Origin of the sequence: Novilysobacter viscosus (assembly GCF_046600715.1) — a bacterium.
GTDB lineage: Bacteria > Pseudomonadota > Gammaproteobacteria > Xanthomonadales > Xanthomonadaceae > Lysobacter_C > Lysobacter_C viscosus.
Genome location: NZ_JBJMAV010000006.1, coordinates 107,654 through 127,406 on the forward strand (window position 1 = coordinate 107,654; position 19,753 = coordinate 127,406).

At 71.7% G+C, this 19,753-nt stretch carries 19 protein-coding genes and 1 tRNA gene; 11 read left to right on the top strand and 9 right to left on the bottom strand.

Going from position 1 to position 19,753, the window contains the following annotated elements; all coding sequences use genetic code 11:
- Positions 1-231: 231 nt before the first annotated feature.
- On the bottom strand, positions 232-882 hold the full coding sequence (locus ACJQWL_RS10660; protein ID WP_330969319.1) for a hypothetical protein: 651 nt from the start codon (positions 880-882) through the stop codon (positions 232-234).
- Between the two features lie 130 nt (positions 883-1,012).
- Here ACJQWL_RS10660 and ACJQWL_RS10665 point away from each other — a divergent pair, with 130 nt between their 5' ends.
- The gene (locus tag ACJQWL_RS10665; protein WP_330969318.1) at positions 1,013-1,996 is read left to right on the top strand and encodes a pyridoxal-phosphate dependent enzyme; all 984 of its coding nucleotides are present in this window, start codon (positions 1,013-1,015) and stop codon (positions 1,994-1,996) included.
- A gap of 88 nt (positions 1,997-2,084) precedes the next feature.
- Here ACJQWL_RS10665 and ACJQWL_RS10670 read toward each other — a convergent pair whose 3' ends face one another.
- The 6 genes from ACJQWL_RS10670 to bioB all read right to left on the bottom strand — a co-directional run bounded on the left by ACJQWL_RS10670 (position 2,085) and on the right by bioB (position 7,827).
- Complete coding sequence (locus tag ACJQWL_RS10670; RefSeq protein WP_330969317.1) at positions 2,085-2,705, bottom strand: hypothetical protein; 621 nt, start codon at positions 2,703-2,705, stop codon at positions 2,085-2,087.
- A gap of 71 nt (positions 2,706-2,776) precedes the next feature.
- On the bottom strand, positions 2,777-3,793 hold the full coding sequence (locus tag ACJQWL_RS10675) for a multidrug resistance efflux transporter family protein (protein ID WP_330969316.1): 1,017 nt from the start codon (positions 3,791-3,793) through the stop codon (positions 2,777-2,779).
- Between the two features lie 62 nt (positions 3,794-3,855).
- Complete coding sequence (gene bioC / locus ACJQWL_RS10680) at positions 3,856-4,755, bottom strand: malonyl-ACP O-methyltransferase BioC (protein ID WP_330969315.1); 900 nt, start codon at positions 4,753-4,755, stop codon at positions 3,856-3,858.
- Positions 4,752-5,531 carry a pimeloyl-ACP methyl ester esterase BioH gene (gene bioH / locus ACJQWL_RS10685; RefSeq protein ID WP_330969314.1) on the bottom strand — a complete coding sequence of 260 codons (780 nt, stop codon included), beginning with the start codon at positions 5,529-5,531 and terminating at the stop codon, positions 4,752-4,754. Before bioH ends, bioC begins: the two co-directional genes overlap by 4 nt.
- A gap of 10 nt (positions 5,532-5,541) precedes the next feature.
- Positions 5,542-6,750 carry an 8-amino-7-oxononanoate synthase gene (bioF, locus tag ACJQWL_RS10690; protein WP_330969313.1) on the bottom strand — a complete coding sequence of 403 codons (1,209 nt, stop codon included), beginning with the start codon at positions 6,748-6,750 and terminating at the stop codon, positions 5,542-5,544.
- Positions 6,751-6,753: 3 nt separating this feature from the next.
- Positions 6,754-7,827 (bottom strand): biotin synthase BioB, encoded by a 1,074-nt coding sequence (bioB, locus tag ACJQWL_RS10695; protein WP_411300897.1) that lies wholly within the window; start codon positions 7,825-7,827, stop codon positions 6,754-6,756.
- 67 nt (positions 7,828-7,894) lie between these two features.
- Here bioB and ACJQWL_RS10700 point away from each other — a divergent pair, with 67 nt between their 5' ends.
- The 3 genes from ACJQWL_RS10700 (at position 7,895) to ACJQWL_RS10710 (ending at position 10,961) form a co-directional block, all read left to right on the top strand.
- Complete coding sequence (locus tag ACJQWL_RS10700; RefSeq protein ID WP_411300894.1) at positions 7,895-8,644, top strand: double zinc ribbon domain-containing protein; 750 nt, start codon at positions 7,895-7,897, stop codon at positions 8,642-8,644.
- A gap of 88 nt (positions 8,645-8,732) precedes the next feature.
- The gene (locus tag ACJQWL_RS10705; protein WP_330969056.1) at positions 8,733-9,374 is read left to right on the top strand and encodes a hypothetical protein; all 642 of its coding nucleotides are present in this window, start codon (positions 8,733-8,735) and stop codon (positions 9,372-9,374) included.
- Positions 9,375-9,389: 15 nt separating this feature from the next.
- Positions 9,390-10,961, top strand: a complete 1,572-nt coding sequence (locus ACJQWL_RS10710) for an XVIPCD domain-containing protein (protein WP_330969055.1) — start codon at positions 9,390-9,392, stop codon at positions 10,959-10,961.
- A gap of 80 nt (positions 10,962-11,041) precedes the next feature.
- On the opposite strand, the gene ubiA is transcribed toward ACJQWL_RS10710, so the two are convergent.
- A complete protein-coding gene (ubiA, locus tag ACJQWL_RS10715) occupies positions 11,042-11,938 on the bottom strand; it encodes a 4-hydroxybenzoate octaprenyltransferase (protein ID WP_330969054.1) in 897 nt (298 codons plus the stop codon).
- Positions 11,939-12,083: 145 nt separating this feature from the next.
- Between ubiA and ACJQWL_RS10720 the strand changes: the two genes are divergently transcribed.
- From ACJQWL_RS10720 to ACJQWL_RS10745, 6 genes are all read left to right on the top strand, one after another.
- A tRNA-Arg gene (locus ACJQWL_RS10720) sits at positions 12,084-12,160 on the top strand.
- Between the two features lie 93 nt (positions 12,161-12,253).
- Positions 12,254-12,769: a c-type cytochrome gene (locus tag ACJQWL_RS10725; RefSeq protein WP_330969053.1), complete on the top strand. Its 516-nt coding sequence runs from the start codon at positions 12,254-12,256 to the stop codon at positions 12,767-12,769.
- A gap of 117 nt (positions 12,770-12,886) precedes the next feature.
- The gene (locus ACJQWL_RS10730; protein WP_411300895.1) at positions 12,887-14,647 is read left to right on the top strand and encodes an ExeM/NucH family extracellular endonuclease; all 1,761 of its coding nucleotides are present in this window, start codon (positions 12,887-12,889) and stop codon (positions 14,645-14,647) included.
- Between the two features lie 74 nt (positions 14,648-14,721).
- Positions 14,722-15,411 (top strand): alpha/beta hydrolase, encoded by a 690-nt coding sequence (locus ACJQWL_RS10735; protein WP_330969051.1) that lies wholly within the window; start codon positions 14,722-14,724, stop codon positions 15,409-15,411.
- Positions 15,404-16,510 carry a cell division protein ZapE gene (gene zapE / locus ACJQWL_RS10740; protein WP_330969050.1) on the top strand — a complete coding sequence of 369 codons (1,107 nt, stop codon included), beginning with the start codon at positions 15,404-15,406 and terminating at the stop codon, positions 16,508-16,510. The genes ACJQWL_RS10735 and zapE overlap by 8 nt, the downstream gene beginning before the upstream one ends.
- An 18-nt stretch (positions 16,511-16,528) precedes the next feature.
- Positions 16,529-17,152, top strand: coding sequence for an HAD family hydrolase (locus ACJQWL_RS10745; protein WP_330969049.1), 624 nt, complete (start codon positions 16,529-16,531; stop codon positions 17,150-17,152).
- Between the two features lie 24 nt (positions 17,153-17,176).
- On the opposite strand, the gene ACJQWL_RS10750 is transcribed toward ACJQWL_RS10745, so the two are convergent.
- Positions 17,177-18,223 (bottom strand): NAD(P)/FAD-dependent oxidoreductase, encoded by a 1,047-nt coding sequence (locus ACJQWL_RS10750; protein ID WP_330969048.1) that lies wholly within the window; start codon positions 18,221-18,223, stop codon positions 17,177-17,179.
- A gap of 111 nt (positions 18,224-18,334) precedes the next feature.
- Here ACJQWL_RS10750 and ACJQWL_RS10755 point away from each other — a divergent pair, with 111 nt between their 5' ends.
- Entirely contained in the window at positions 18,335-19,738 is a 1,404-nt protein-coding gene (locus ACJQWL_RS10755) for a M28 family metallopeptidase (RefSeq protein WP_330969047.1), read from the top strand.
- Positions 19,739-19,753 lie beyond the last annotated feature (15 nt).

Consider the following 19,753-nt stretch of genomic DNA (forward strand, 5'->3'; position numbering starts at 1 on the left):
GGCATACACGGAGGTCGCGAGGGGCGGGCCGGCAAGGCGCCGACGCCCGGCAAGGACGGAACAGGGGGGATCCGTGAGTTCCTCGCCGGGCGTCGACATGGACGCTTGCGGGCTGGCAGGTGACGCTGACCTGCCGGATGGGTCGCAATGCGACGCATCCGGTCAGGGTCGTAGAGTGCGGCGCGATCGCCCGCAACGCAAGCGACCCGCACCCCGGTTTCCGACCGGCGGTCAGCGCGGCTCGACTTCGCGCGATTCCGCCCTGGACCGGATCTCCCCGATGCGGTTGCCCAGCGAGGAGCTGGACGACCGGCGGGGCTGCACCGCGGGACTCGGTGCCGGCGGAGCCACCGGCCTCACCTCCGGTCGCGGCGACGGAGCCACCGGCCGTGGCATGGGAGCCATCGGACGCGAGGGTTCGACCCGCCGCGACGTCCCGCTTTCCGGGCCCTGCTTGCGACGGCGCAGGTCGTCGATGTTACGCCACGGCGACCCGTCGTCATCGTTGTGCTGAGGCGGGCGGTCGGCGCCGCCGCCGTCCGGATCACCGGGGCGCGGCGGGCGCGGCGGACGAACCACGATAGGCGGGCGCGGGTAGTAGCCACCGCCATAACCGGGGTAGTACGGGTTATAGGGGTTGTAGGGGTTGTACGGGTTGTACGGGTTGTAGCCACCGTACGGATCGCCGTAATAGCCACCGCCGTAGTAGCGGCGGTCGTACGGGTAGCCATACCCGTAATGACCATGGCCGTGGTACCGGTACTCGGTACGCGGCTGACCGTAGTAGTAGTCGCCGCGGCCACCGCGGTAGTCGTAGCCACTGGTGACGCAGCCGCCGAGCAGCGCAATGGCCACGGCAGGCAGGAGAAGCTTGCGGATCATGTCGGGAACCCCCCTTGGGCAGGGTCCCACAGTGGTGCCGTTCCATTGAACTCGACCTTAATCTTTCCGTCACGCGGCTGAATGCTTCATCCCCGCGTGGCAGCCTCGTGCTGCGCTACGCTTTCGCCGCATGACCCATGACGACACGCCGCCGGGCTTCACGGACATCCTTGCCGCGGCCGCGCGCATCGCCCCCCACGCCCACGCCACGCCGGTCCTGCGCTCGAGCGCGATCGATGCCATCGCCGGGTGCGAGTTGCATTTCAAGTGCGAGAACCTGCAACGCGCTGGAGCATTCAAGTTCCGTGGCGCGTGCAACGCGGTGTTCTCACTGGATGACGAGGCGCTTGCCCGGGGCATCGTCACCCAGAGTTCGGGCAACCACGGCGCAGCGGTTGCGCTCGCCGGCCGGTTGCGCGGCGCGCAGGTCACCGTCGTGGCCCCGCGCAGCACGCCGAAGGTCAAGCTGGCGGCGATCGAAGGCTATGGCGCCCGCATCGTCCCCTGCGACACCTCGCAGGCCGCGCGCGATGCCGCAACGGCGCGGGTGCTGGCCGAAACCGGCGGCGAACTGGTCCATCCCTTCAACGATGCGCGGGTGGTGGCCGGCCAGGGCACGGCGACCCTGGAGCTGCTGTCGACGGCGCCGGGGCTGGATGCGGTGGTTGCGCCGGTCAGCGGCGGCGGCCTGTTGTCGGGTACGGCCATTGCCGCACGCGGCATGGATGCGCGTATCGAGGTGTACGGCGCCGAACCCACCGGCGCGCGCGACGCGCACGATTCGCTGGCAGCGGGCGAGCGCATCACCGGCCGCGTCCCCGACACCGTCTGCGATGGCCTGCGCGCGGAGCTGGGGACGCTGACGTTCCCCATCCTGCGCGGGCACGTGCACGACATCCTGCTGGCCGACGACGCAGCGGCGATCAACGCGATGCGCCTGCTGTGGACGCGCATGAAACTTGTGGTCGAGCCGTCGGGCGCGATGCCGCTGGCAGTGGTGCTGGCCCACCGCGAACGCTTCGCGGGCCGGCGGGTCGGCATCATCCTGTCGGGGGGCAATGTCGACCCCGACGCGCTGGCGGCGCTGTTTGCCGTGTTGGAGCCGGGCGCTTGAATACGGCCCACCCGCGCGGCCGCTGCGAGGCTCGCGATCCCTCGCAACAGTTCGGAAAGCCCGACCCGGACAGCCGCGGCACGTACCGCTAGCGTTCGATCGGCAACGATCCCCGCTCGCCCTGCATCCACACCAGCCCCTCGCCGAGCAGCAAGCGGGTGACCGCAGCGCGCTCGGTCAGCGGGCGGTCGTGCAGCACCTCCAGCAACGCACCCACCGAGTTGCAGCGCGCGCCGTGGTCGCCGCCATTGAGGCCGGCAACAAAGCCGTCATGCAACAGCGATGCGCGCACGCCGGCGGCCTTCAGCCATTGCGTGGCCTGGGCACGGTCGAAGGGTTGCGGCGGGCTCTGCGCGGCCGCCACGAACACATCCACCGCGGCATCGGCAAAACGCAGCCGCGACTGCTCGCCCAGCCGCGCGGCGGTGTCGTTGAGGCCCTGCAGGCTGCGATCGGCTGCCGGGTCGAACAGCGCGCACATCACGCCGGCGTCCGCGGGGTCCTGCGCGGTGGCATGCACGGCCTGGAACAGACCGTCGACGGCGGGGTCGGGGGCGCGCTGCAGCAGGTCGCGCCCATCGGCAACCAGCACCGACGGGTCGAACCCCCACTCCTGTACGGGCGATTGCGCGGACGCCGCGCCTGCCGCCACCACCGTGGTGAGCACTGCGGCCCAGACCGGCGCCCGCAATCGTGCAATCCGCTTCATCGTCGTGCCCCTTGGGAATCCGGATGGGAATCTAACTCCCGGGCAATGAACGCCGACCGTGGGCAGGCCATTCAGGCGCCCCGCTCGCTTCGCAGTTCGCGCACGGCGTGGGCGTCGTGGGCCACCGCGCGGGTGGCCATCCAGCTGAAGACGGCGATGCCCGCGACCACCAGCCCCACCCCCGCCAATGCACCTCCCCGCGGCCACGCCTCGCCCAGCAGCAGCGCCCCGATCACCGTGGCGAACAGGATCTCCGCCGCCTGCATGGCTTCGGTTGCGGCCAGGCCGGTGGGATCGTTGCGCACCATGCCGGTGGCCTGGAAGAACAGGATCGTGGCGATGATGCCGGCGCCCAACGCAACGCCCGCCGCCAGCCATGCCTGGGCCGCCGTGGGCGGGCCGACCGTGTTCCACGCCACCAGCGCGATTGCCCACCACGCCGGCTGGCTGGCCAGGGTCAGCCCGAAGACACGCTGGCTGGCATTGAGCCCGGGGCCATCATCGGCGGGGTGGCGCTCCAGGTGCAGCAGCAGGCCGCGGTTGCCCAGCGGATAGGCGAAGGCGGCGACCACCGCGCAGGCCAGGCCGATCCAGGCGGCGCGGTCCATCGAGCCGCCGGCGTGGCCGAACTGCATGAGCAGCACGCCGGCAAGGACCACCAGGCCGGCGGCCATCGCCAGCGGCGGGATGTGGGCGCGATGGTCGCCGTGGCCGCGGTACAACAGCGGCGACACCAGCATCCCGGCGATCACCGTCAACTGGAACGTGCCGGCCACCAGCCATGACGGCCCGCTGGCCGCGGCGAAGCTGAGCCCCAGGTAGAACAGCACGAAGCCGATCGCGCTCCACGACAGCCATGCTCCGGGATGGCGCCGGATCGCGCGCCATACCGGTGCGCTGCCGCCCTGCCAGCGCATCAGCGGCCACAGCAGCGGCAGGGTGATCAGGTAGCGCAACGCGGCGGTCCACAGCCAGTGCCCGCCGCCGGTGGCGGCCGCGCGGTTCAGCACGTAGGTGCTGGTGAAGAACAGCGCAGAGGCCAGCGAGATCGCGACGGCCAGCAGCACGGTTTGGCGGTGGCTACGCATGGCTCGGGTTGGCATCGCGGGTGGCGCGATCATCGCCAGTCCGCGCTTTGGGCGCTACCGCCTCAACGCCGCCGGACCGGGATCGCCGACACCGGCACGCGCACCTCGTCGACGCCGCCCACGCGGATCGGCGCGCCCGGCGGCGGGCCCCACGCGTGCGCGTAGATCACCTCCCACGTGGCCGGCAACCGGCCGTCGGTGTGTGGGTAGGCGGCAGCGGCGCGCGCGAACCGGCTGCGGCCGGTGAGGTGGCGACGGCGCCCGGCCATCGCATTGGTCGCACCCAGCGTGCGCAGCTCGCGCATGAGGCCGCCCAGGTCGTCGTGGTGCAGCACGAACTCGTCGCGGTCCAGCACCGGGTCCTTGAAACCCGCCGCGATCAGCGCATCGCCGAACTGGCCGATGGCCGGGAACAGGCTGACGTGCGGGGCGTCGTCGGCCTGGGCGAACGCGGTGCGCAGCTCGTGCAGGGTGTCCGGCCCGAAGGTCGACACCAGCAGCAGGCCGCCGGGCTTGAGCACGCGCCGGAACCCGGCGAACACCGCCGGCAGGTCCTCGACCCACTGCAGGCACAGGTTGGAAAAGAGCACGTCGACGCTGGACTCGCGCAGCGGCAGCGCACGCGCGTCGGCGCACACCGGGCGCGGCCGCCGGGCGAAGGGACGCCAGCCGCCGGTGTTGGCGCGGGTGGTCTGCAGCATCGGCAGTGCGAGGTCCAGCGCGAGCACCTGTGCCTTCGGCCAGCGCGCCTGCATCGCGATCGACGCGTGGCCGGGGCCTGCCCCCAGGTCGACCACCACCCGCGGCGGGGGTGCCTCGCGTGCCGGGTCCTCGAAGTAGTCCAAAGACTCCATCAACCGCGAGCAGACCTCGCGCTGCAACGCGGCGGCGGCGTCGTAGTGGCCCGCAGCGCGGGAAAAGGCGCGACGGACCTGGCGGTGGTCGAACAGGTCCGCGGTCATGCAGTGGCCCCGGCGGTCGGCTGCGAAAGGAACCCGTGCACCGCCTCGGCCACGGCGTCGGGCGCGCCCAGGAACGGTGCATGCCCGGCGTCGTCGATCACCACGCTGCGGGCATCCGTCGCCAGCGCAGCCGCGGCCGGCATCGCCCCGGCCGGCACCAGCCGGTCACGCCGACCCGACACCCACAGGCTGGGGACGCGCAGGCCACCGAGGTCCCCGCGCGTGTCCAGCGAATCCAGCAGCGCCAGGCCTTCCTGCAACGCTCGCGGTGCCGGCTCGCCGCGCTCGAACGCGTGCGCGCGCAGATCGCGCAACTCGACCTGCGCACTGGCCGAACCCAGCGCCTCCAGTGCGAGGAAGCCATCCAGCGTGCCGCGGAAATCGCGTTCGAGGGCCTGGCCGAAGTCGCGGAACAACGTGGGGCTCACGCCATGCGGCCAGCCATCGCCGCGCACGAAGCGTGGCGAGGACGCCAGCATCACCAGCGCGCGCACCCGGGAGGGATGGTCCAGCGCGGCACGCAGCGCGACCTGCCCACCCAGCGACCAGCCCAGCCACGCGGCATCCGGCAGCCGCTCGACCAGTTCCGCGGCCAGTCGCACCGGATCCAGCGGCGCCGGGTCGCGGCTGGCGTGGCCGTGCCCGGGGAGGTCCACCGCGTGCACGGTGTAGCGGTCGCGCAGGCGGATGGCCAGCGGCTCGAACAGCCCGCCGTGCATCGCCCAGCCGTGGATCAGGATCAGCCCGGGACCCTGCCCGGTGGTGTGGATATGCATGTCCGGCCGATCAGCGCGAGAGGTCGGCGACGCGCGCTTCGGCCTCGGCCCGGTCGCGCGCCCCCGCGATCGCCGCGGCCAGTCCGTCCACTTCTGCAACGGTATGCAGCGCCGACAGCGCCACCCTCAGGCGCGCGCGCCCCTCCGGCACCGTCGGTGGGCGGATCGCGGCAACCCAGTAGCCCGCCCGCTCCAGCGATGCGGCCATCGAAAGCGCACGTGATTCGGTGCCACAGATCACCGGCTGGATCGGCGTGTCCGACTCCAGCAACAGCAGGCCCAGCGCACGCGCCCGCTCGCGGAAGCGCGCGGTGAGTTCAACCAGCTTCTCGCGGCGCCAGTGCTCGGCGCGCGCGAGCTTCACCGCCACCAGGCTGGCCGCCGCCTGCGCGGGGGGCAGCGCGGTGGTGTAGAGGTAGGGGCGTGCGGTCTCGGCCAGGTGCTCGACCAGCGCGGCCTCGCCGACCACCGCCGCGCCATACCCGCCCAGCGCCTTGCCGAGCGTGGCCAGCTGCAGCGGCACTTCCTCCAGCCCCAGCCGCGCAGCGGCGACGCTGCCGCGGCCATCGGGGCCGACCACGCCGACACCGTGCGCGTCGTCGACGTAGAGCATCGCCTTCTGCACGCGCGTGACCAGTGCCAGTTCGCGCAGCGGTGCGATGTCGCCGTCCATCGAGAACACGCCATCGGTGGCGACCATCGCCAGGCCGTCGGGAAGCGTGCGCAGTTGCCGGATCGCACCTTCGGGATCGGCGTGCGGGTAGCGCCGCAGCCGGCAACCGGCCAGCCGCGCGGCGTCGATCAGGCTGGCGTGGTTGAGCCGGTCCTGCACGCACACGTCCTCGTCGCCCAGCAGCGACTGCAGCACGGCAAGGTTGGCCAGGAAGCCGCTGCCAAAGAGCAGTGCGCGCGGTGCGCCCAGCCAGTCGGCCAGTTCGCGCTCGAGCGCGTCGTGGATGGCGTGGTGCCCGCAGACCAGGTGCGAGCCGGTGCCACCGGCACCCTCGCGCGCGGCGGTGTCCTGCAGCGCGCCGACCACCGCGAAATGCTGCGACAACCCGAGGTAGTCGTTGCTGCAGAAATTCAGCAGCGCACGTCCATCGACGGTGCAGCGCGCGCCGTCGCGGTGCTCGACGCTGCGCCGCACGCGCACGCGCCCGGTGGCCTCGCGCTGGGTCCGCGCCGCCTGCACCCGCTCACGCCAGTGCGCGCGCGCCATGGCTCAGGCGACCGCGCAGTGCCGGTCGGCCGGTACGGCATCGGCGGCCGGTTCAAGCACGTCGGCATGCACCGTCCGACCCTGTTCGACCACCTGCATCGGCCGCAGCCCCAGGCGCGCGAACAGCGCCAGGTCGCGTTCGGTGTCGGGGTTGCCGGTGGTCAGCAGCTTCTCGCCGTAGAAGATCGAGTTGGCACCGGCGAGGAAGCACAGCGCCTGCAACTCGTCGGACATCGACTCGCGCCCGGCCGACAGCCGCACCATTGAGCGCGGCATCAGCAGGCGGGCGACGGCAATGGTGCGCACGAACTCGAACGGGTCCAGCTCGGCGGTGCCCGACAGCGGTGTGCCTTCGACCTGCACCAGCCGGTTGATCGGCACCGAGTCCGGGTGCGCGGGCAGGTTGGCCAGCGCCTGCAGCAGGCCGGCGCGCTGGTCGCGCGACTCGCCCATGCCGACGATGCCGCCGCAGCAGGTCTTCATGCCGGTGTCGCGAACGTGCGCCAGCGTGTCCAGGCGGTCCTGGTACTCGCGGGTGTGGATCACCTCGCCGTAGAACTCCGGCGCGGTGTCCAGGTTGTGGTTGTAGTAGTCCAGCCCGGCGTCCCGGAGTGCCCGCGCGTGCTCGCCACTGAGCATGCCCAGGGTGGCGCAGGTCTCCAGGCCCAGCGACTTCACCTCGGCGATCATCGCCGCGACCTTGGGGATGTCGCGGTCCTTGGGCGAGCGCCATGCCGCGCCCATGCAGAAGCGGCTGGCGCCGGCGGCCTTGGCCTGGCGCGCCTTCTCTACCACCGCGTCGGTCGACATCAGCTTGGTGGCGTCCACGCCGGTGTGGTAGCGCGCCGCCTGCGGGCAGTAGCCGCAGTCCTCCGGACAACCGCCGGTCTTGACCGACAGCAGCGTGCTGACCTGCACCTCGGCCGGATCGAAATGCGCGCGGTGCACGCTGGCGGCGCGGTGCAGCAGGTCGTTGAACGGCAGCTCCAGCAGCGCCAGCACCTCGGCGCGCGACCAGTCCTGGCGCAGCGGCGCGGCGGGATCGCTGGATGGGGCGGCCGCGGTGCGCGCGGGCATCTCACTGACGGCAGGCATGGGGGTTTCCCGACGGACGCGGCAAGGCAGGTCCGGCAGTCTGGAAAGCATGCCCGACGCTGTCAACCTGACCCCCTCGTTCCGGGTTGACGGCCTCGGTGCACGGCTGGCCCGCCGCATCTGGCGCCCCCGTTGCCTGCTCTGCGGCGAGGCCGGCCACCTTGGATTGGATCTGTGCAGCGCGTGCGTGGAGGCGTTGCCGTGGAACCGGAGCGCCTGCGACCGCTGCGGCCTGCCACTGCCGCCTGCCCCCGAAGGGGTCGATGGCACGTCTGCGACCTGCGGGGCGTGCCTGCGGCGCCCGCCCCCGCAACGGCGGTGCGTCGCGGTCTTCCGCTACGCACCGCCGCTGGACCGGCTGCTGCCGCGGCTCAAGTTCCACGCCGACCTGGCCGCCGGCCGCCTGCTGGCGCAGCTCACCGCCGCCGGCTGCGAGGGTGCCGACCGGCCCGACGCGCTGGTGCCGCTGCCGCTGCACCGCGCCCGCCTGCGCGAACGCGGCTACGACCAGGCGCTGGAGCTGGCGCGTCCCCTGGCACGCGCGCTGGATATCCCGTTGCTCCGCGACCGGCTGGTGCGCGTTCGCGCGACCCCGCCGCAGTCGCGCCTGGACGCCGCGCAGCGGCGCCGCAACGTGCGCGGCGCCTTCGCCGTCGGTGCCGCCGGCAGGCTTCCCCGGCATGTCGCGCTGGTGGACGACGTCATGACCACCGGCGCCACCGTCCATGCCGCCACCCGCGCGTTGCTGCGGGCCGGGGCCACCCGGGTGGACGTCTGGGTGTGCGCCCGGGTGCCGTGATGGATCCAGGCCCGGCCCGTTGCGGATTCTTGACCCGCCCCACCCTGACCTGTGAACCTGCACCCCGCGCAAGCAGCAAGGAGGCCCGATGCGCCCGATCCACGTTCCGTCCCGTCGTGCCCGTTTCCGCCGCCCCCTGTTGGCCGCGGTGCTCGCACCGACCTTCTTCCTCAGCGGATGCACCACTGCCATGACCCAGCCTTCCGATGCCGGCGGAAGTGCCGGCGCGTCGTCGCACCAGAGTCTGCCGTTCGAATGGCCGCTGCGGTTTGAGAAGCACAATTTCCAGGTGATGGGCTACGAGGTCCGCGATCTAAAGGTCCACTATGCGGATCGTTGGCAGAGGTTCCGGGATGACGGCGTACTCCAGCCCTCTCGAGCCAGTTTCGGCCCGAACTATCAGTTGAACTGGGGCGGCGGGCACGGAAGCATCAAGAACTTTCCCGCGCCTGCCCGTGTGAGTTGGCGGTCCAGGGATGGTGACTCACTCGAAGCAACTGTAGATGTCGGGAAGATATTCGCGGACCAATTGATCCGCCACAGGGTGCCGCGTGAACAGATTCCTGATCACGCGACCTTCGGCCCTCCGACGGTGATTCTTGAAGTCAACGACCGCACGATCAATGTGTACATGCGCTCCTATGTTGGTACCAAGGAGCTTCAGATCCCTGGGAATCCCTACAGCCACGGGCGCGATGACGTGATTCTGGCTTACACACAGACGTACTGACTGGGGAGCTGTGCCATGGGAGGCAAGAAGCCGGACGGAGTCGGCAGCTATCGCGCTAGCGAGCATGATTTTGCTGTTTATGAGGCCGTAGAGGTTCGCCTGACGAGCCTTCCCGTTCCCACGTTGCTGCCTTCCAATTCGACCGATCACTACTTGTACGTTGCGGCGTTCGATGGCACCGGGCAGGACTTGCATCGCAAAGGCGCCTCTCCGACGAACGTCGGGTCTCTGCACCAGCAGGTCGATGAATTGGCGAGTACTGCGGGGAGCAGGGTCGCTGGAGGCTACCAAGCCGGCCCGGGCACTCAGCGGAACCCCCTGGTCCGCATCCCCGACCAGTTGTTGGGTTCCAGCGTCGACGATCGCGCCATGGCGATGTATCGGCAGTTCGCCGAACAAGTATTTCGGTGGAAAGTCGACAACCCTGCCGCCGAAGTCCACATCGCCGCCCTCGGCTACAGCCGCGGTGCGATTTCGGTCCCCGCGTTCACCCGCATGGTGGACCGGTTCGGCATCGCCCACCCCGACGGCATGGAGTTCGGGCGCGATGCCCACGGCGAAATCACCGTCGTCAGCCGCCATGCACCGCTGGTGCCACCCGGCCGGACCGCGCAGGCGGTGCTGCTCTACGACCCCGTCGCCACCGGCGTGCCCCGGGACTTCGACCTCCGCCTGCCCCCCTCGGTGATCTCGGGCCTGACCCTGATGGCGCGGGACGAGCGCCGCGCGCTGTTTCCCCACACCACCCTGATCGGCCAGGGGATGTCCGAGGACGGCCGCTTCCTGGGGGTGACGGTGCCCGGCGCGCACTCCGACGTGGGCGGCGGCAATACCCGCAACGGGCTGGAAATCCGCGCCGGCAACCTCGGCATCGACTACCTCAACGCGCTCACCGATTCGCGGCCGTTCAACAAGCGCGCGCTGCCCGAGGACCCCTCGCTGACCGTCGTCCACCGCTCGCACCAGGCCATGCTGGGCGCGTTCGCCATCGGGGCATCCGACCCGGGCGACCCGCGCTACCTGCGCGAGCGCCTGTGCGTGGTGGTGGACCCGTGCCGCGACGCGGAACCGCGCAATGACGCCCTGGCGTCACGGTTCACCACGCAGATGCCCACGATCGGCCCCGTGCCGACGGTCGCGACGGCTGCTCCGTTGCCCGACCAGATCACCATGGCCTCTTCGCACGCGCCTTCGCTGCACGATGTCGCGCACCCTGGCCACGGCATCTTCATGCAGGCACGCGACGGCCTGCATGCCCTGGACGGGTGGCAGCCCCGCGCCACGCCGGGCGACGGTGACCGGCTGGCCGCCGCACTCGCGGCGCAGGCGCAGCGCAGTGGCCTGGCCGCGATCGACCACGTGCTGCTGGCCCGTGACGGGGATCGCGTCTTCGCCGTGCAGGGTGCCCTGCACGATCCCGCACACCGGCGCACGTCGGTCGAGGCCGCGTCCGCGCTCGCCCAGCCGCTGTCGGAAAGTGCGGACGCCCTGTCGCGCGAGCCCGCCCTTCGCGAACCTCAGCACGCGCGCGACCTGCCTGCGCCACCGATGGTCGAACCCGCGTCGCGCGCGACACCCGTTCTGTAGCGGCGGACGGGCAGTCCGGCCCTTCGCTCGTCCGCCCCTTCGCCCCGCCCGGTCACCCCACGCGGACCGGGCCTGCCGCGTCAGCGCGCCGCGTACTCCAGAGCGATCCCTGCGAACACCGCCGCGCCCACCCAGTGGTTGTGCAGGAACGCGCGGAACAGCGGGGCCGGCTCGCGGCCGCGTGCGATCCAGAACTCCCATACGACGAGCACCGCCGCCACCACGACGCCCGTCCAGTAGTAGTGGCCGAGCCCGGCGCGCTGGCCCACCAGCGCCAGCGCGGCCAGGAACAGGACGTACAGCACGCCCTGGGCGACCAGGTCGAGTTCGCCGAACAGGATCGCGGTCGACTTGCTGCCCATGCGGATGTCGTCCTCGCGGTCGACCATCGCGTACCAGGTGTCGTAGGCCGTGGCCCAGAAGATATTGGCGACGTACAGCAGCCACGCCACCGCCGGTACCTCGCCGCGGATGGCCGCGAAGGCCATCGGGATACCCCACCCGAACGCCAGCCCCAGGTACACCTGCGGCAGGTGGGTGTAGCGCTTGAGGTACGGGTAGCTGGCGGCCAGCGCGATGCCGACGAAGCTGAGCAGCACCGTCAGCCGGTTGAGCGTGAGCACCAGCGCGAACGCGACCAGCATCAGCACCGCGAACACCGCCAGCGCCTCCCGCCCGCGCACCGCGCCGGTGGCCAGTGGCCGGTCCCGGGTGCGCTCCACGTGCGGGTCCAACCAGCGGTCGGCGTAGTCGTTGATCACGCAACCGGCCGACCGCGTCAGCCACACGCCGGCGCTGAACACCAGCAGCGTCCACAACGGCGGCAGGCCTTCCGCCGCCAGCCACAGCCCCCACCAGGTGGGCCACAGCAGCAGCAGCCAGCCGATCGGCCGGTCGGCGCGGACCAGCAGCCAGTACTGCGCCAACCGGTCGCGCCATGCCGGCGTTGCGCTGGGTCGGGGGGACGGCTCGCTCATGGGGCTCCTCGTGGGTCGCGGCGGTCGCTGCGGTTGCGGCCGGCGGGCCGGACCACGGCGGCAGCGCGCAGCCGCGCATTTGCCGCTAGAATGCCAGCCCCGCGCGGACCGATGCCCTTGGCTCGCCTGCGCGGATCTCAGCCAGGCGCCCGTAGCTCAGCCGGATAGAGTAGTGGCTTCCGAAGCCATTGGTCGGGGGTTCGAATCCCTCCGGGCGCGCCATCCCCTGCACGTGTGCGGGGCAGGTCCGCATGGCGGCTGGCGTTCTCCGTCGATTGCTTCACGCGCCGCGACCGGCGCGCCAACAGGTGGATCGTGCGCAACTACGACCTCGAATTCCTCAAGAAATTCTCGATGGTGATCGGCTTCCTGGTGCTGGTCACCCTGGCCCTGATCATCGGCTCGGTCATCCTGCACGGCCAGCTGCCGCCGGAAGTCGACCCGCGGGCGGCGGCCCGGACCGAGCGCCGCATCGCCCCGATCGGCGCGGTCTACGCCGGCAGCACGGGTGCCGCCGCCCAGGCCGCGGCCCAGGCTGCCGCGGCGGCGTCCGCCGCCTCGCAGGTCGCCTACGGCGGCACGCTCGACGGCGAGGTCATCTACAACAACCTGTGCGGCGGCTGCCACACCTCCGGCGCCGGCGGCGCGCCCACCCTGGTGGCCTCGCAGTGGACCGCGCGCATCGCGCAGGGCGCCGACACCCTGCACCGCAACGCGATCGAGGGTTACACCGGCGCGGCCGGGGTGATGCCGGCCAAGGGCGGCAACCCGGCGCTGTCGGACGAGCAGGTCATCGCCACGGTCGACTGGATGGTCGACAACCTGCAGTAACGGCCACCTGCACCTCGCCGAAAACGCCGCCTCCGGGGCGGCGTTTTCGTGTCCGGCCGCGGCCCGGTCCCCGCCGCGGCTGGGTATGCTCGACGCCCCGCCAGCCGCGAGGCCCCCATGGTCACTTCCCCGATGCCCACCCTGCGCCTGCTCTGCACTTGCCTGCTGCTGGCACTGGCCGGCTGCCGTTCGCTCGAACTGCCGCCGGTGCAGCCGATCGGCACGGTGCAGGGCGCGGGCGCGGAGAGCCCGCTTGCCGGCAGCCCGGTGTGGATCGAAGGGGTGGTCACCGCGGGCCTGGATGGAGCGGACGGCGCGGGGGGCGTGTTCGTGCAGGACGCCGGCGACGGCGACCTCGCCACGTCCGATGCGCTGTTCGTCACCGGCATGCCCACGGTGGCCACGCTGCCGGAAGTCGGCCAGCGGATCCGTGTCCACGGCACCGTGGGCGAGCTGGACACGGGCGGCGGTGCACGGCTGACCGCTGTGCGACCCGAGCAAATCCAGCGCCTCGGGCCGGGCGCGGTGGCGCCGGCCACCCTGCTGGCCGCGCCGTACGACTGGGAGGCCTTCGAGGGCATGAAGGTCGTGATCGTCGCCCCACTGACGCTGGCGAACGTGGATGACGCGGCGCGCAGGGGCGAGCTGCTCGTCTCGTTCGACGGGCCCCTGTGGGAGCCGGCCGAACGCGCCGCCCCCGGCAGCGACGACGCCGTCGCCCTGGCCTCGGCCAATGCCCAGCGCCGGCTGGTCCTGGACGATGGGCGGCTGGAGGAGAACCTGCCCACCGCGCCGGGCCCGCTGCCGGAGGGGATCGAGCGCGCCCGTGCCGGCAGTACGTTGGAGGACGTCGCCGGTATCGTCGACCACCGCTCCGGCACGCACCGGCTGCAGCTCACCGCGACCCCGCGGCTGCTGGCCGCGCCCCGGCCCGCACCGCCCCGGGTCGGAGGCGACACCCGGCTGGCGGCATTCAACGTCGAGAACCTGTTCAACGGCGACGGCCGGGGCGGCGGCTTCCCGACCGAGCGCGGCGCGCGCACGCCCGGGGACTTCTCCCGCCAGCTGGGCAAACAGGTCGCCGCGATCCATGCGCTGGACCCGCACGTGGCGGCACTGATGGAGTTGGAAAACGACGGCCACGGCCCCGGCTCGTCGATCGACGCGCTGGTCACCGCGCTCAACGCGGGGATCGCGGGTGCCCCCTGGCGCGCGATCGACGCCGGCCAGGGCCCCGGCAGCAATGCGATCCGGGTCGGGCTGGTCTATCGCCACGACCGGGTCCGCCCGGTGGGTTCCCCGGCGACGCTGACCGGGGGCCCGTTCGACGCACTCAGCCGGGTGCCGCTGGCCCATGCGTTCGTCGCCCTGGGCGCGGGTGGGCGACGCGGCGAACCTTTCGTGGTCGTCGCCAACCACTTCAAGTCCAAGGGGTGTAGCGAAGCGGCGGGGGCCAATGCCGACCAGGGCGACGGCGCCGCGTGCTGGAACCCGGCGCGAGTGGAATCGGCACGGCGCCTGCACGCCTGGCTGCAGAGCGACCCGACCGCCAGCGGCACCGATCAGGTTGCCATCCTCGGCGATCTGAATGCCTACGGACAGGAAATGCCACTTCGCTGGTTGCGCGAAGCGGGCTGGAAGGATGCATTCGACGGCCAGCCGGGCGCCTACAGTTACCGCTATGACGGCGAGCGTGGCCGGCTCGACCACGCCCTGCTCAGCCCGGCGCTGGCCGCCCGCCTGCGCGGCGCCGCCTACTGGCACGCCAACGCCGACGAACCACGCGCGGCCGGCTACCGCGACCCCGACAGCGCCGGCACGCCGTGGCGCAGTTCCGACCACGATCCGCTGCTGCTGGGCCTGGAGCTGGCGCCCTGAGGCGCGACGCGGACCGCACGCGGACGCCGCTGGCCGCGACACCCGCCTTCCACACCGCCCCGTATGATTGGCCGATGACCGAACCCGTCTTCCCCACAGAAGAGTCAACCGCGCTGGTGCTGGAAGGCCCGGCCGGCGCGATCGAGACCATTGTCGAGGCCGCCGAGGCCGATGCACGCCCGCTGGTCGCGGTGCTCTGCCACCCGCTGCCCACCGAGGGCGGCACCATGCACAACAAGGTGGTGACGATTGCCGCCCGCGCGCTGCGCGAGTCCGGCGCGGCCACGGTGCGCTTCAATTTCCGCGGCGCCGGGCAATCGGAGGGCACGTTCGACAATGGCGACGGCGAGGCCGACGACCTGCGAGCGGTCGTTGCCTGGGTGCGTCGCCAGCGACCGGACGCCAAGCTGTGGCTGGCCGGCTTCAGCTTCGGCGCGTACGTCTCACTCAAGGTGGCCGCCGAACTGGCGCCCGACATGCTTATCTCGATCGCCCCGCCGGCCGGCCGTGGCTGGGAATTCGACGCCATGGCGCCGCCGGAATGCCCGTGGCTGGTGATCCAGGGCGAGGCCGACGAAATCGTCGACCCCTCCGCGGTCTACGCCTGGCTGGACGGGCTCAAGGGCCTGAAGAACACGCCCGAGCTGGTGCGCATGCCCGACACCAGCCACTTCTTCCATCGCCGCCTGATGGACCTGCGCGGCGCGGTCAAGAACGGCGTGCGCCCCTACCTGCCTGCCGTGGCGACGATGCCCGATGACTGAGGCCGCGCAGCGGCCCAGCGAGCGCTACGCCCAGGGGGCCGCAATGGGCAGCTGGGACGAGGACCCCGCCCAGCACCCGGCACTGGCCCAGCTTGACCGCTTGCACGCTGCGCTGGTGGCCCCGCCCCGGCAGGGCCTGCTCGATCGCCTGCGCGGCACGACCGCGCCCGCACCCCGGGGGCTGTACCTGTGGGGCGGCGTGGGCCGCGGCAAGACCTTCCTGGTGGACCTGTTCTTCGACGGGTTGCCGATCGAGGGCAAGCGACGCACCCACTTCCACCGCTTCATGCGCGAGGTCCACGCCCAGCTCAGGACGCACGCCGGCGAGTCCGACCCGCTCAAGGCCATCGCCGGGCATTGGGGTGGCGACCTGAGGGTGCTGGTCCTGGACGAATTCTTCGTCAACGACATCGGCGACGCGATGCTGCTGGGCCGGCTGATGGAACGGTTGTTCGCCGAGGGCGTGGCGCTGGTCACCACCTCCAACATCGCCCCCGACGGCCTGTTCCAGGACGGGCTGCAGCGCGAGCGGTTCCTGCCGGCGATCGAGCAGATCAAGCGCCACTGCGTGGTGCTGGAGCTGGACAGCGACATCGACTACCGCCTGCGCGAACTGACCCGTTCGCCGGTCTACCGGGCACCGCTCGATGGCGGCAGCGAGGCATGGCTGGCACAACGCTGGGCCGCGTTGACCGCCGGCAGTCCCGACGATCCCGGCGCCGCGGGCGGGCACCTGGAGATCGACGGCCGCCTGGTCCCTGCGCGCGCGCTGGCCGAAGGCCATGCCTGGTTCGATTTCGCCGCGCTGTGCGAAGGCCCGCGCGCGGCCAGCGACTACATCGAGATCGCCACCGAGCACCACACCGTGCTGGTCGGCGACATCCCGCTGTTCGACGGCGAGAACGACGACCCCGCGCGCCGCTTCGTGCACCTGGTGGACGAGCTGTACGACCGCCACGTCAACCTGGTCTGCACCGCCGCCGCCGCGCCGACCGACCTCTACACGGGGCGCAAGCTGACGGGTGCGTTCGAGCGCACCGCCTCGCGCCTGGTCGAAATGCAGTCGGCCGACTACCTCGCCCTGGAGCACCGCGGCTGACCGCACGGAACCTTGCGCATGGACCTGGCGCTGTTCGACTTCGACGGCACGATCACCACCCGTGAGACCTTCCCGGACTTCGTCCGGCGTGCGGTGCCGCCCGGCCGGCAGCGCTGGGGTGGCGCGCTGCTGGCACCGCTGGTCGCCGGCTACCGCCTGGGGCTGGTGCCCGGCACGACGGTGCGCGCGGCAATCGTGCGGATCGGCCTGAAGGGCCTGCCGTGGGTGGAATTGGAGGCGCACGGGGAGGCGTTCGCGCGACAGGTGCTGGCGCAGGCCCTGCGCGTCGACGCAATGCGCCGCGTGGACTGGCATCGCGAGCGCGGCGACACGGTGGTGGTGGTGTCCGGCGCGCTCGACGCCTACCTGCGCCCGTGGTGCGAGTCGCACGCGCTGCCGGTCCTGTGCTCGGCGCTCGAAGTCTCCGACGGCCGCCTGACCGGTCGCTACGACGGGCCGCAATGCGTCCTCGAGGAGAAGGCCCGCCGGGTGCGTGCCAACTACGATCCCGGCCGCTTCGAGCGCATCCATGCCTACGGCGACACGCCCGAGGACGCACCCTTGCTGGCGATGGCACACGAGCGCTGGTACCGCGGCCGGCGGGTCGGCGCGGGCGGCAGCCCGTTGTCCGGGCAGGCCTGACCACCTCGCTCCGATACCACGGGGCTAGTCTTCGGCGCTGGCGGGGGCCGTCTGTTCCCGGAAGTTGCGCGGCAGGCGGTTGTGGATATCGGTGGCGGCGATCGCGGCATGGCCGACGGCGACGCTGATCTGGTTGAGGGCGCTGACGATGTCGCCGATCGCATACAGGCCCTCGACGCTGGTCTGCATCTTCTCGTCCACCAGCAGCTCCTCGTTGTCATCGACCTTCGCGCCCAGCGCCACCGCAAGCCCGGACTGGGCGTTGCCGCCGAGCACGGGATAGAGGGTCTCGAAATCGAGCCCGGTGCCGTCCCCGAACGTGACCCTGCACCCGTTGCCGGCGACGTGGGCGATGTGGCGCGGCACCGCGAGTACTTCGATGCCCGCCTCACGGGCCAGCCGGGCGCAGGCTTCGGAAGGTTCGCCGGCTTCGCTGGGCAGGGCGGCGACGCTGCGCGAGAAGCTGCGCAGGAACGCGGCGTGGCGGACGGCCTCGTCGACCGTGCCGTACACCGCGATGCGCTCGTCGCTGGCCTCGTAGCCATCGCACACCGCGCACAGCCGCACCGCGCCGCGGTCGATCGCCGCCTCCAGGTCGTCCACCGGTGGCATCACGTCGACGATGCCGGTGGCCAGCAGCACGGTGCGCGCCTTCCAGCGCCTGCCATCCTCGGCGGTGGCGACGAAGTACGCGCCGCTGCCCCCGTCTTTTCCGTCGCCCGGCTCGCGTCGCAGGCAGGCGATGCGGCCCTGTTCGATGTCCGCTCCGTAGCCCCGCGCCTGTTCGCGCAGCTTGCCCAGCAGCTCGTCGCCGCCGACTCCGAACGGAAACCCGGGGCAGTTGTGGCTGGTGGGGATCCAGCGCGCCCGGCTGCGGCCGCCATCGACCACCGCGATCCGGCGGTGGAAGCGGCACAGGTAGGTGGCCGCGGTCAGGCCGGCGGGACCCGCACCGATGATCAGCGCATCCTGGACCGGATCATCCTGGTGCGAGCCTTCCTCGTTCGAGCCTTCCCGGAGCAGGCCCTGCTGGTGTGGGCCTTCCTGGTTCGGGTCTTGGGGAGTCGACATCCGGTGGCCCTCGGCGGTGGTCGTGCACTGCAGCACGGGTGCGGTGGCGGGGCCGTGTAGGGCCGGGCGGGTTGGACTAAGGTAGGCGGACGCCGCCCTCCAGGACCTGCCATGCCCCTGCGCCTGCCGCTCACCGTCGCCTGCTGCCTTGCCCTCGCCCTTGCCACACCCGTCGCGGGCGCCGCCGAACCGGCGCCGCCGGCGGGCGACGCGCGCCTGTACGCCATCGGCACCGCGCCGTCGGCCCGCCGCATCGAGGCCGATATCCGCAAGCTGGTGTCTTTCGGCACCCGCCACACGCTGTCGGAAACCGAGTCCGACACCCGCGGCATCGGCGCGGCGCGGCGGTGGATCTTCGAGGAGTTCCAGCGCATCTCGCGCGGCTGCGGCGGCTGCCTGGAGGTGAAGTACGTCAGCGACACGGTCGCCGGCGAAACGCGCATCCCCGACCCGGTCGAGGTGGTCAGCGTCATCGCCATCCAGCGCGGCACCGCCGACCCCGGGCGTTACGTGATCATGAGTGGCGACATCGATTCGCGCGTCACCGACGTGATGGACTACACCTCCGACTCGCCCGGTGCCAACGACAACGCGTCCGGCGTGGCCGGTACGCTGGAGGCCGCGCGGGTGCTGTCGAAGCACCGGTTCAACGGCTCCATCGTCTATGCCGCACTGGCCGGCGAGGAGCAGGGCCTGTTCGGCGGCAAGATCCTCGCCGAGCAGGCGCAGAAGGAGGGCTGGCGCATCGAGGCGGTGCTCAACAACGACATGATCGGCAACATCACCGGCATCAATGGCGTGACCGACAACACCACCGCCCGCGTGTTCGCCGAGGGCACGCGTGCCACCGAAACCGAAGAGGAGGCGCGTGCACGGCGCTTCACCGGAGGCGAGGTCGATTCGCCCACGCGCAACCTGGCCCGCTATGTCGACCGCATGGCCGACCTGTACATCCCCAACCTGGACGTGATGATGATCTACCGGCTGGACCGGTTCGGCCGCGGCGGCCACCACCGCCCGTTCAACGACCTGGGCTACCCGGCGGTGCGGATCATGGAGACCAACGAGCACTACGACCGCCAGCACCAGGACCTGCGCACCGAGGACGGCGTGGTCTATGGCGACACCATCGACGGCGTCGACTTCGACTACGCGGCCAAGTTGACCGCGCTCAACGCAGTGAGCCTGGCGGGCATGGCCTGGGCCCCTCCGCCGCCGGCCGGGGTCACCATCGAGGGCGCCGTGTCCGCCAACACCACGCTCAAGTGGACGCGCCCGCCCACCGCTCTGGCGCCCAACCTGGCCGGCTACCGCGTCCACTGGCGCCTGACCACCGAGCCGCAGTGGAGCCGCAGCGTGTACGTGGGCAACGTCGGCGAGCACACGCTGGAGAACGTGGTGATCGACAACTACTTCTTCGGCGTGTCGGCGGTCGGCACCGACGGCAGCGAAAGCCCGGTGGTGTTCCCGGGCGCGGCCGGCAGCTTCGGCGGCTACGCGGCGACCGCCCACTGACCGGTGCCCACCGCC

Bases quoted from the DNA above. Each gene is read 5' to 3' on its own strand.
- ACJQWL_RS10660 (WP_330969319.1), bottom strand. From the start codon at position 882: ATGATCCGCAAGCTTCTCCTGCCTGCCGTGGCCATTGCGCTGCTCGGC.
- ACJQWL_RS10665 (WP_330969318.1), top strand. From the start codon at position 1,013: ATGACCCATGACGACACGCCGCCGGGCTTCACGGACATCCTTGCCGCG.
- ACJQWL_RS10670 (WP_330969317.1), bottom strand. From the start codon at position 2,705: ATGAAGCGGATTGCACGATTGCGGGCGCCGGTCTGGGCCGCAGTGCTC.
- ACJQWL_RS10675 (WP_330969316.1), bottom strand. From the start codon at position 3,793: ATGCGTAGCCACCGCCAAACCGTGCTGCTGGCCGTCGCGATCTCGCTG.
- bioC (WP_330969315.1), bottom strand. From the start codon at position 4,755: ATGACCGCGGACCTGTTCGACCACCGCCAGGTCCGTCGCGCCTTTTCC.
- bioH (WP_330969314.1), bottom strand. From the start codon at position 5,531: ATGCATATCCACACCACCGGGCAGGGTCCCGGGCTGATCCTGATCCAC.
- bioF (WP_330969313.1), bottom strand. From the start codon at position 6,750: ATGGCGCGCGCGCACTGGCGTGAGCGGGTGCAGGCGGCGCGGACCCAG.
- bioB (WP_411300897.1), bottom strand. From the start codon at position 7,827: ATGCCCGCGCGCACCGCGGCCGCCCCATCCAGCGATCCCGCCGCGCCG.
- ACJQWL_RS10700 (WP_411300894.1), top strand. From the start codon at position 7,895: ATGCCCGACGCTGTCAACCTGACCCCCTCGTTCCGGGTTGACGGCCTC.
- ACJQWL_RS10705 (WP_330969056.1), top strand. From the start codon at position 8,733: ATGCGCCCGATCCACGTTCCGTCCCGTCGTGCCCGTTTCCGCCGCCCC.
- ACJQWL_RS10710 (WP_330969055.1), top strand. From the start codon at position 9,390: ATGGGAGGCAAGAAGCCGGACGGAGTCGGCAGCTATCGCGCTAGCGAG.
- ubiA (WP_330969054.1), bottom strand. From the start codon at position 11,938: ATGAGCGAGCCGTCCCCCCGACCCAGCGCAACGCCGGCATGGCGCGAC.
- ACJQWL_RS10730 (WP_411300895.1), top strand. From the start codon at position 12,887: ATGGTCACTTCCCCGATGCCCACCCTGCGCCTGCTCTGCACTTGCCTG.
- ACJQWL_RS10735 (WP_330969051.1), top strand. From the start codon at position 14,722: ATGACCGAACCCGTCTTCCCCACAGAAGAGTCAACCGCGCTGGTGCTG.
- zapE (WP_330969050.1), top strand. From the start codon at position 15,404: ATGACTGAGGCCGCGCAGCGGCCCAGCGAGCGCTACGCCCAGGGGGCC.
- ACJQWL_RS10745 (WP_330969049.1), top strand. From the start codon at position 16,529: ATGGACCTGGCGCTGTTCGACTTCGACGGCACGATCACCACCCGTGAG.
- ACJQWL_RS10750 (WP_330969048.1), bottom strand. From the start codon at position 18,223: ATGTCGACTCCCCAAGACCCGAACCAGGAAGGCCCACACCAGCAGGGC.
- ACJQWL_RS10755 (WP_330969047.1), top strand. From the start codon at position 18,335: ATGCCCCTGCGCCTGCCGCTCACCGTCGCCTGCTGCCTTGCCCTCGCC.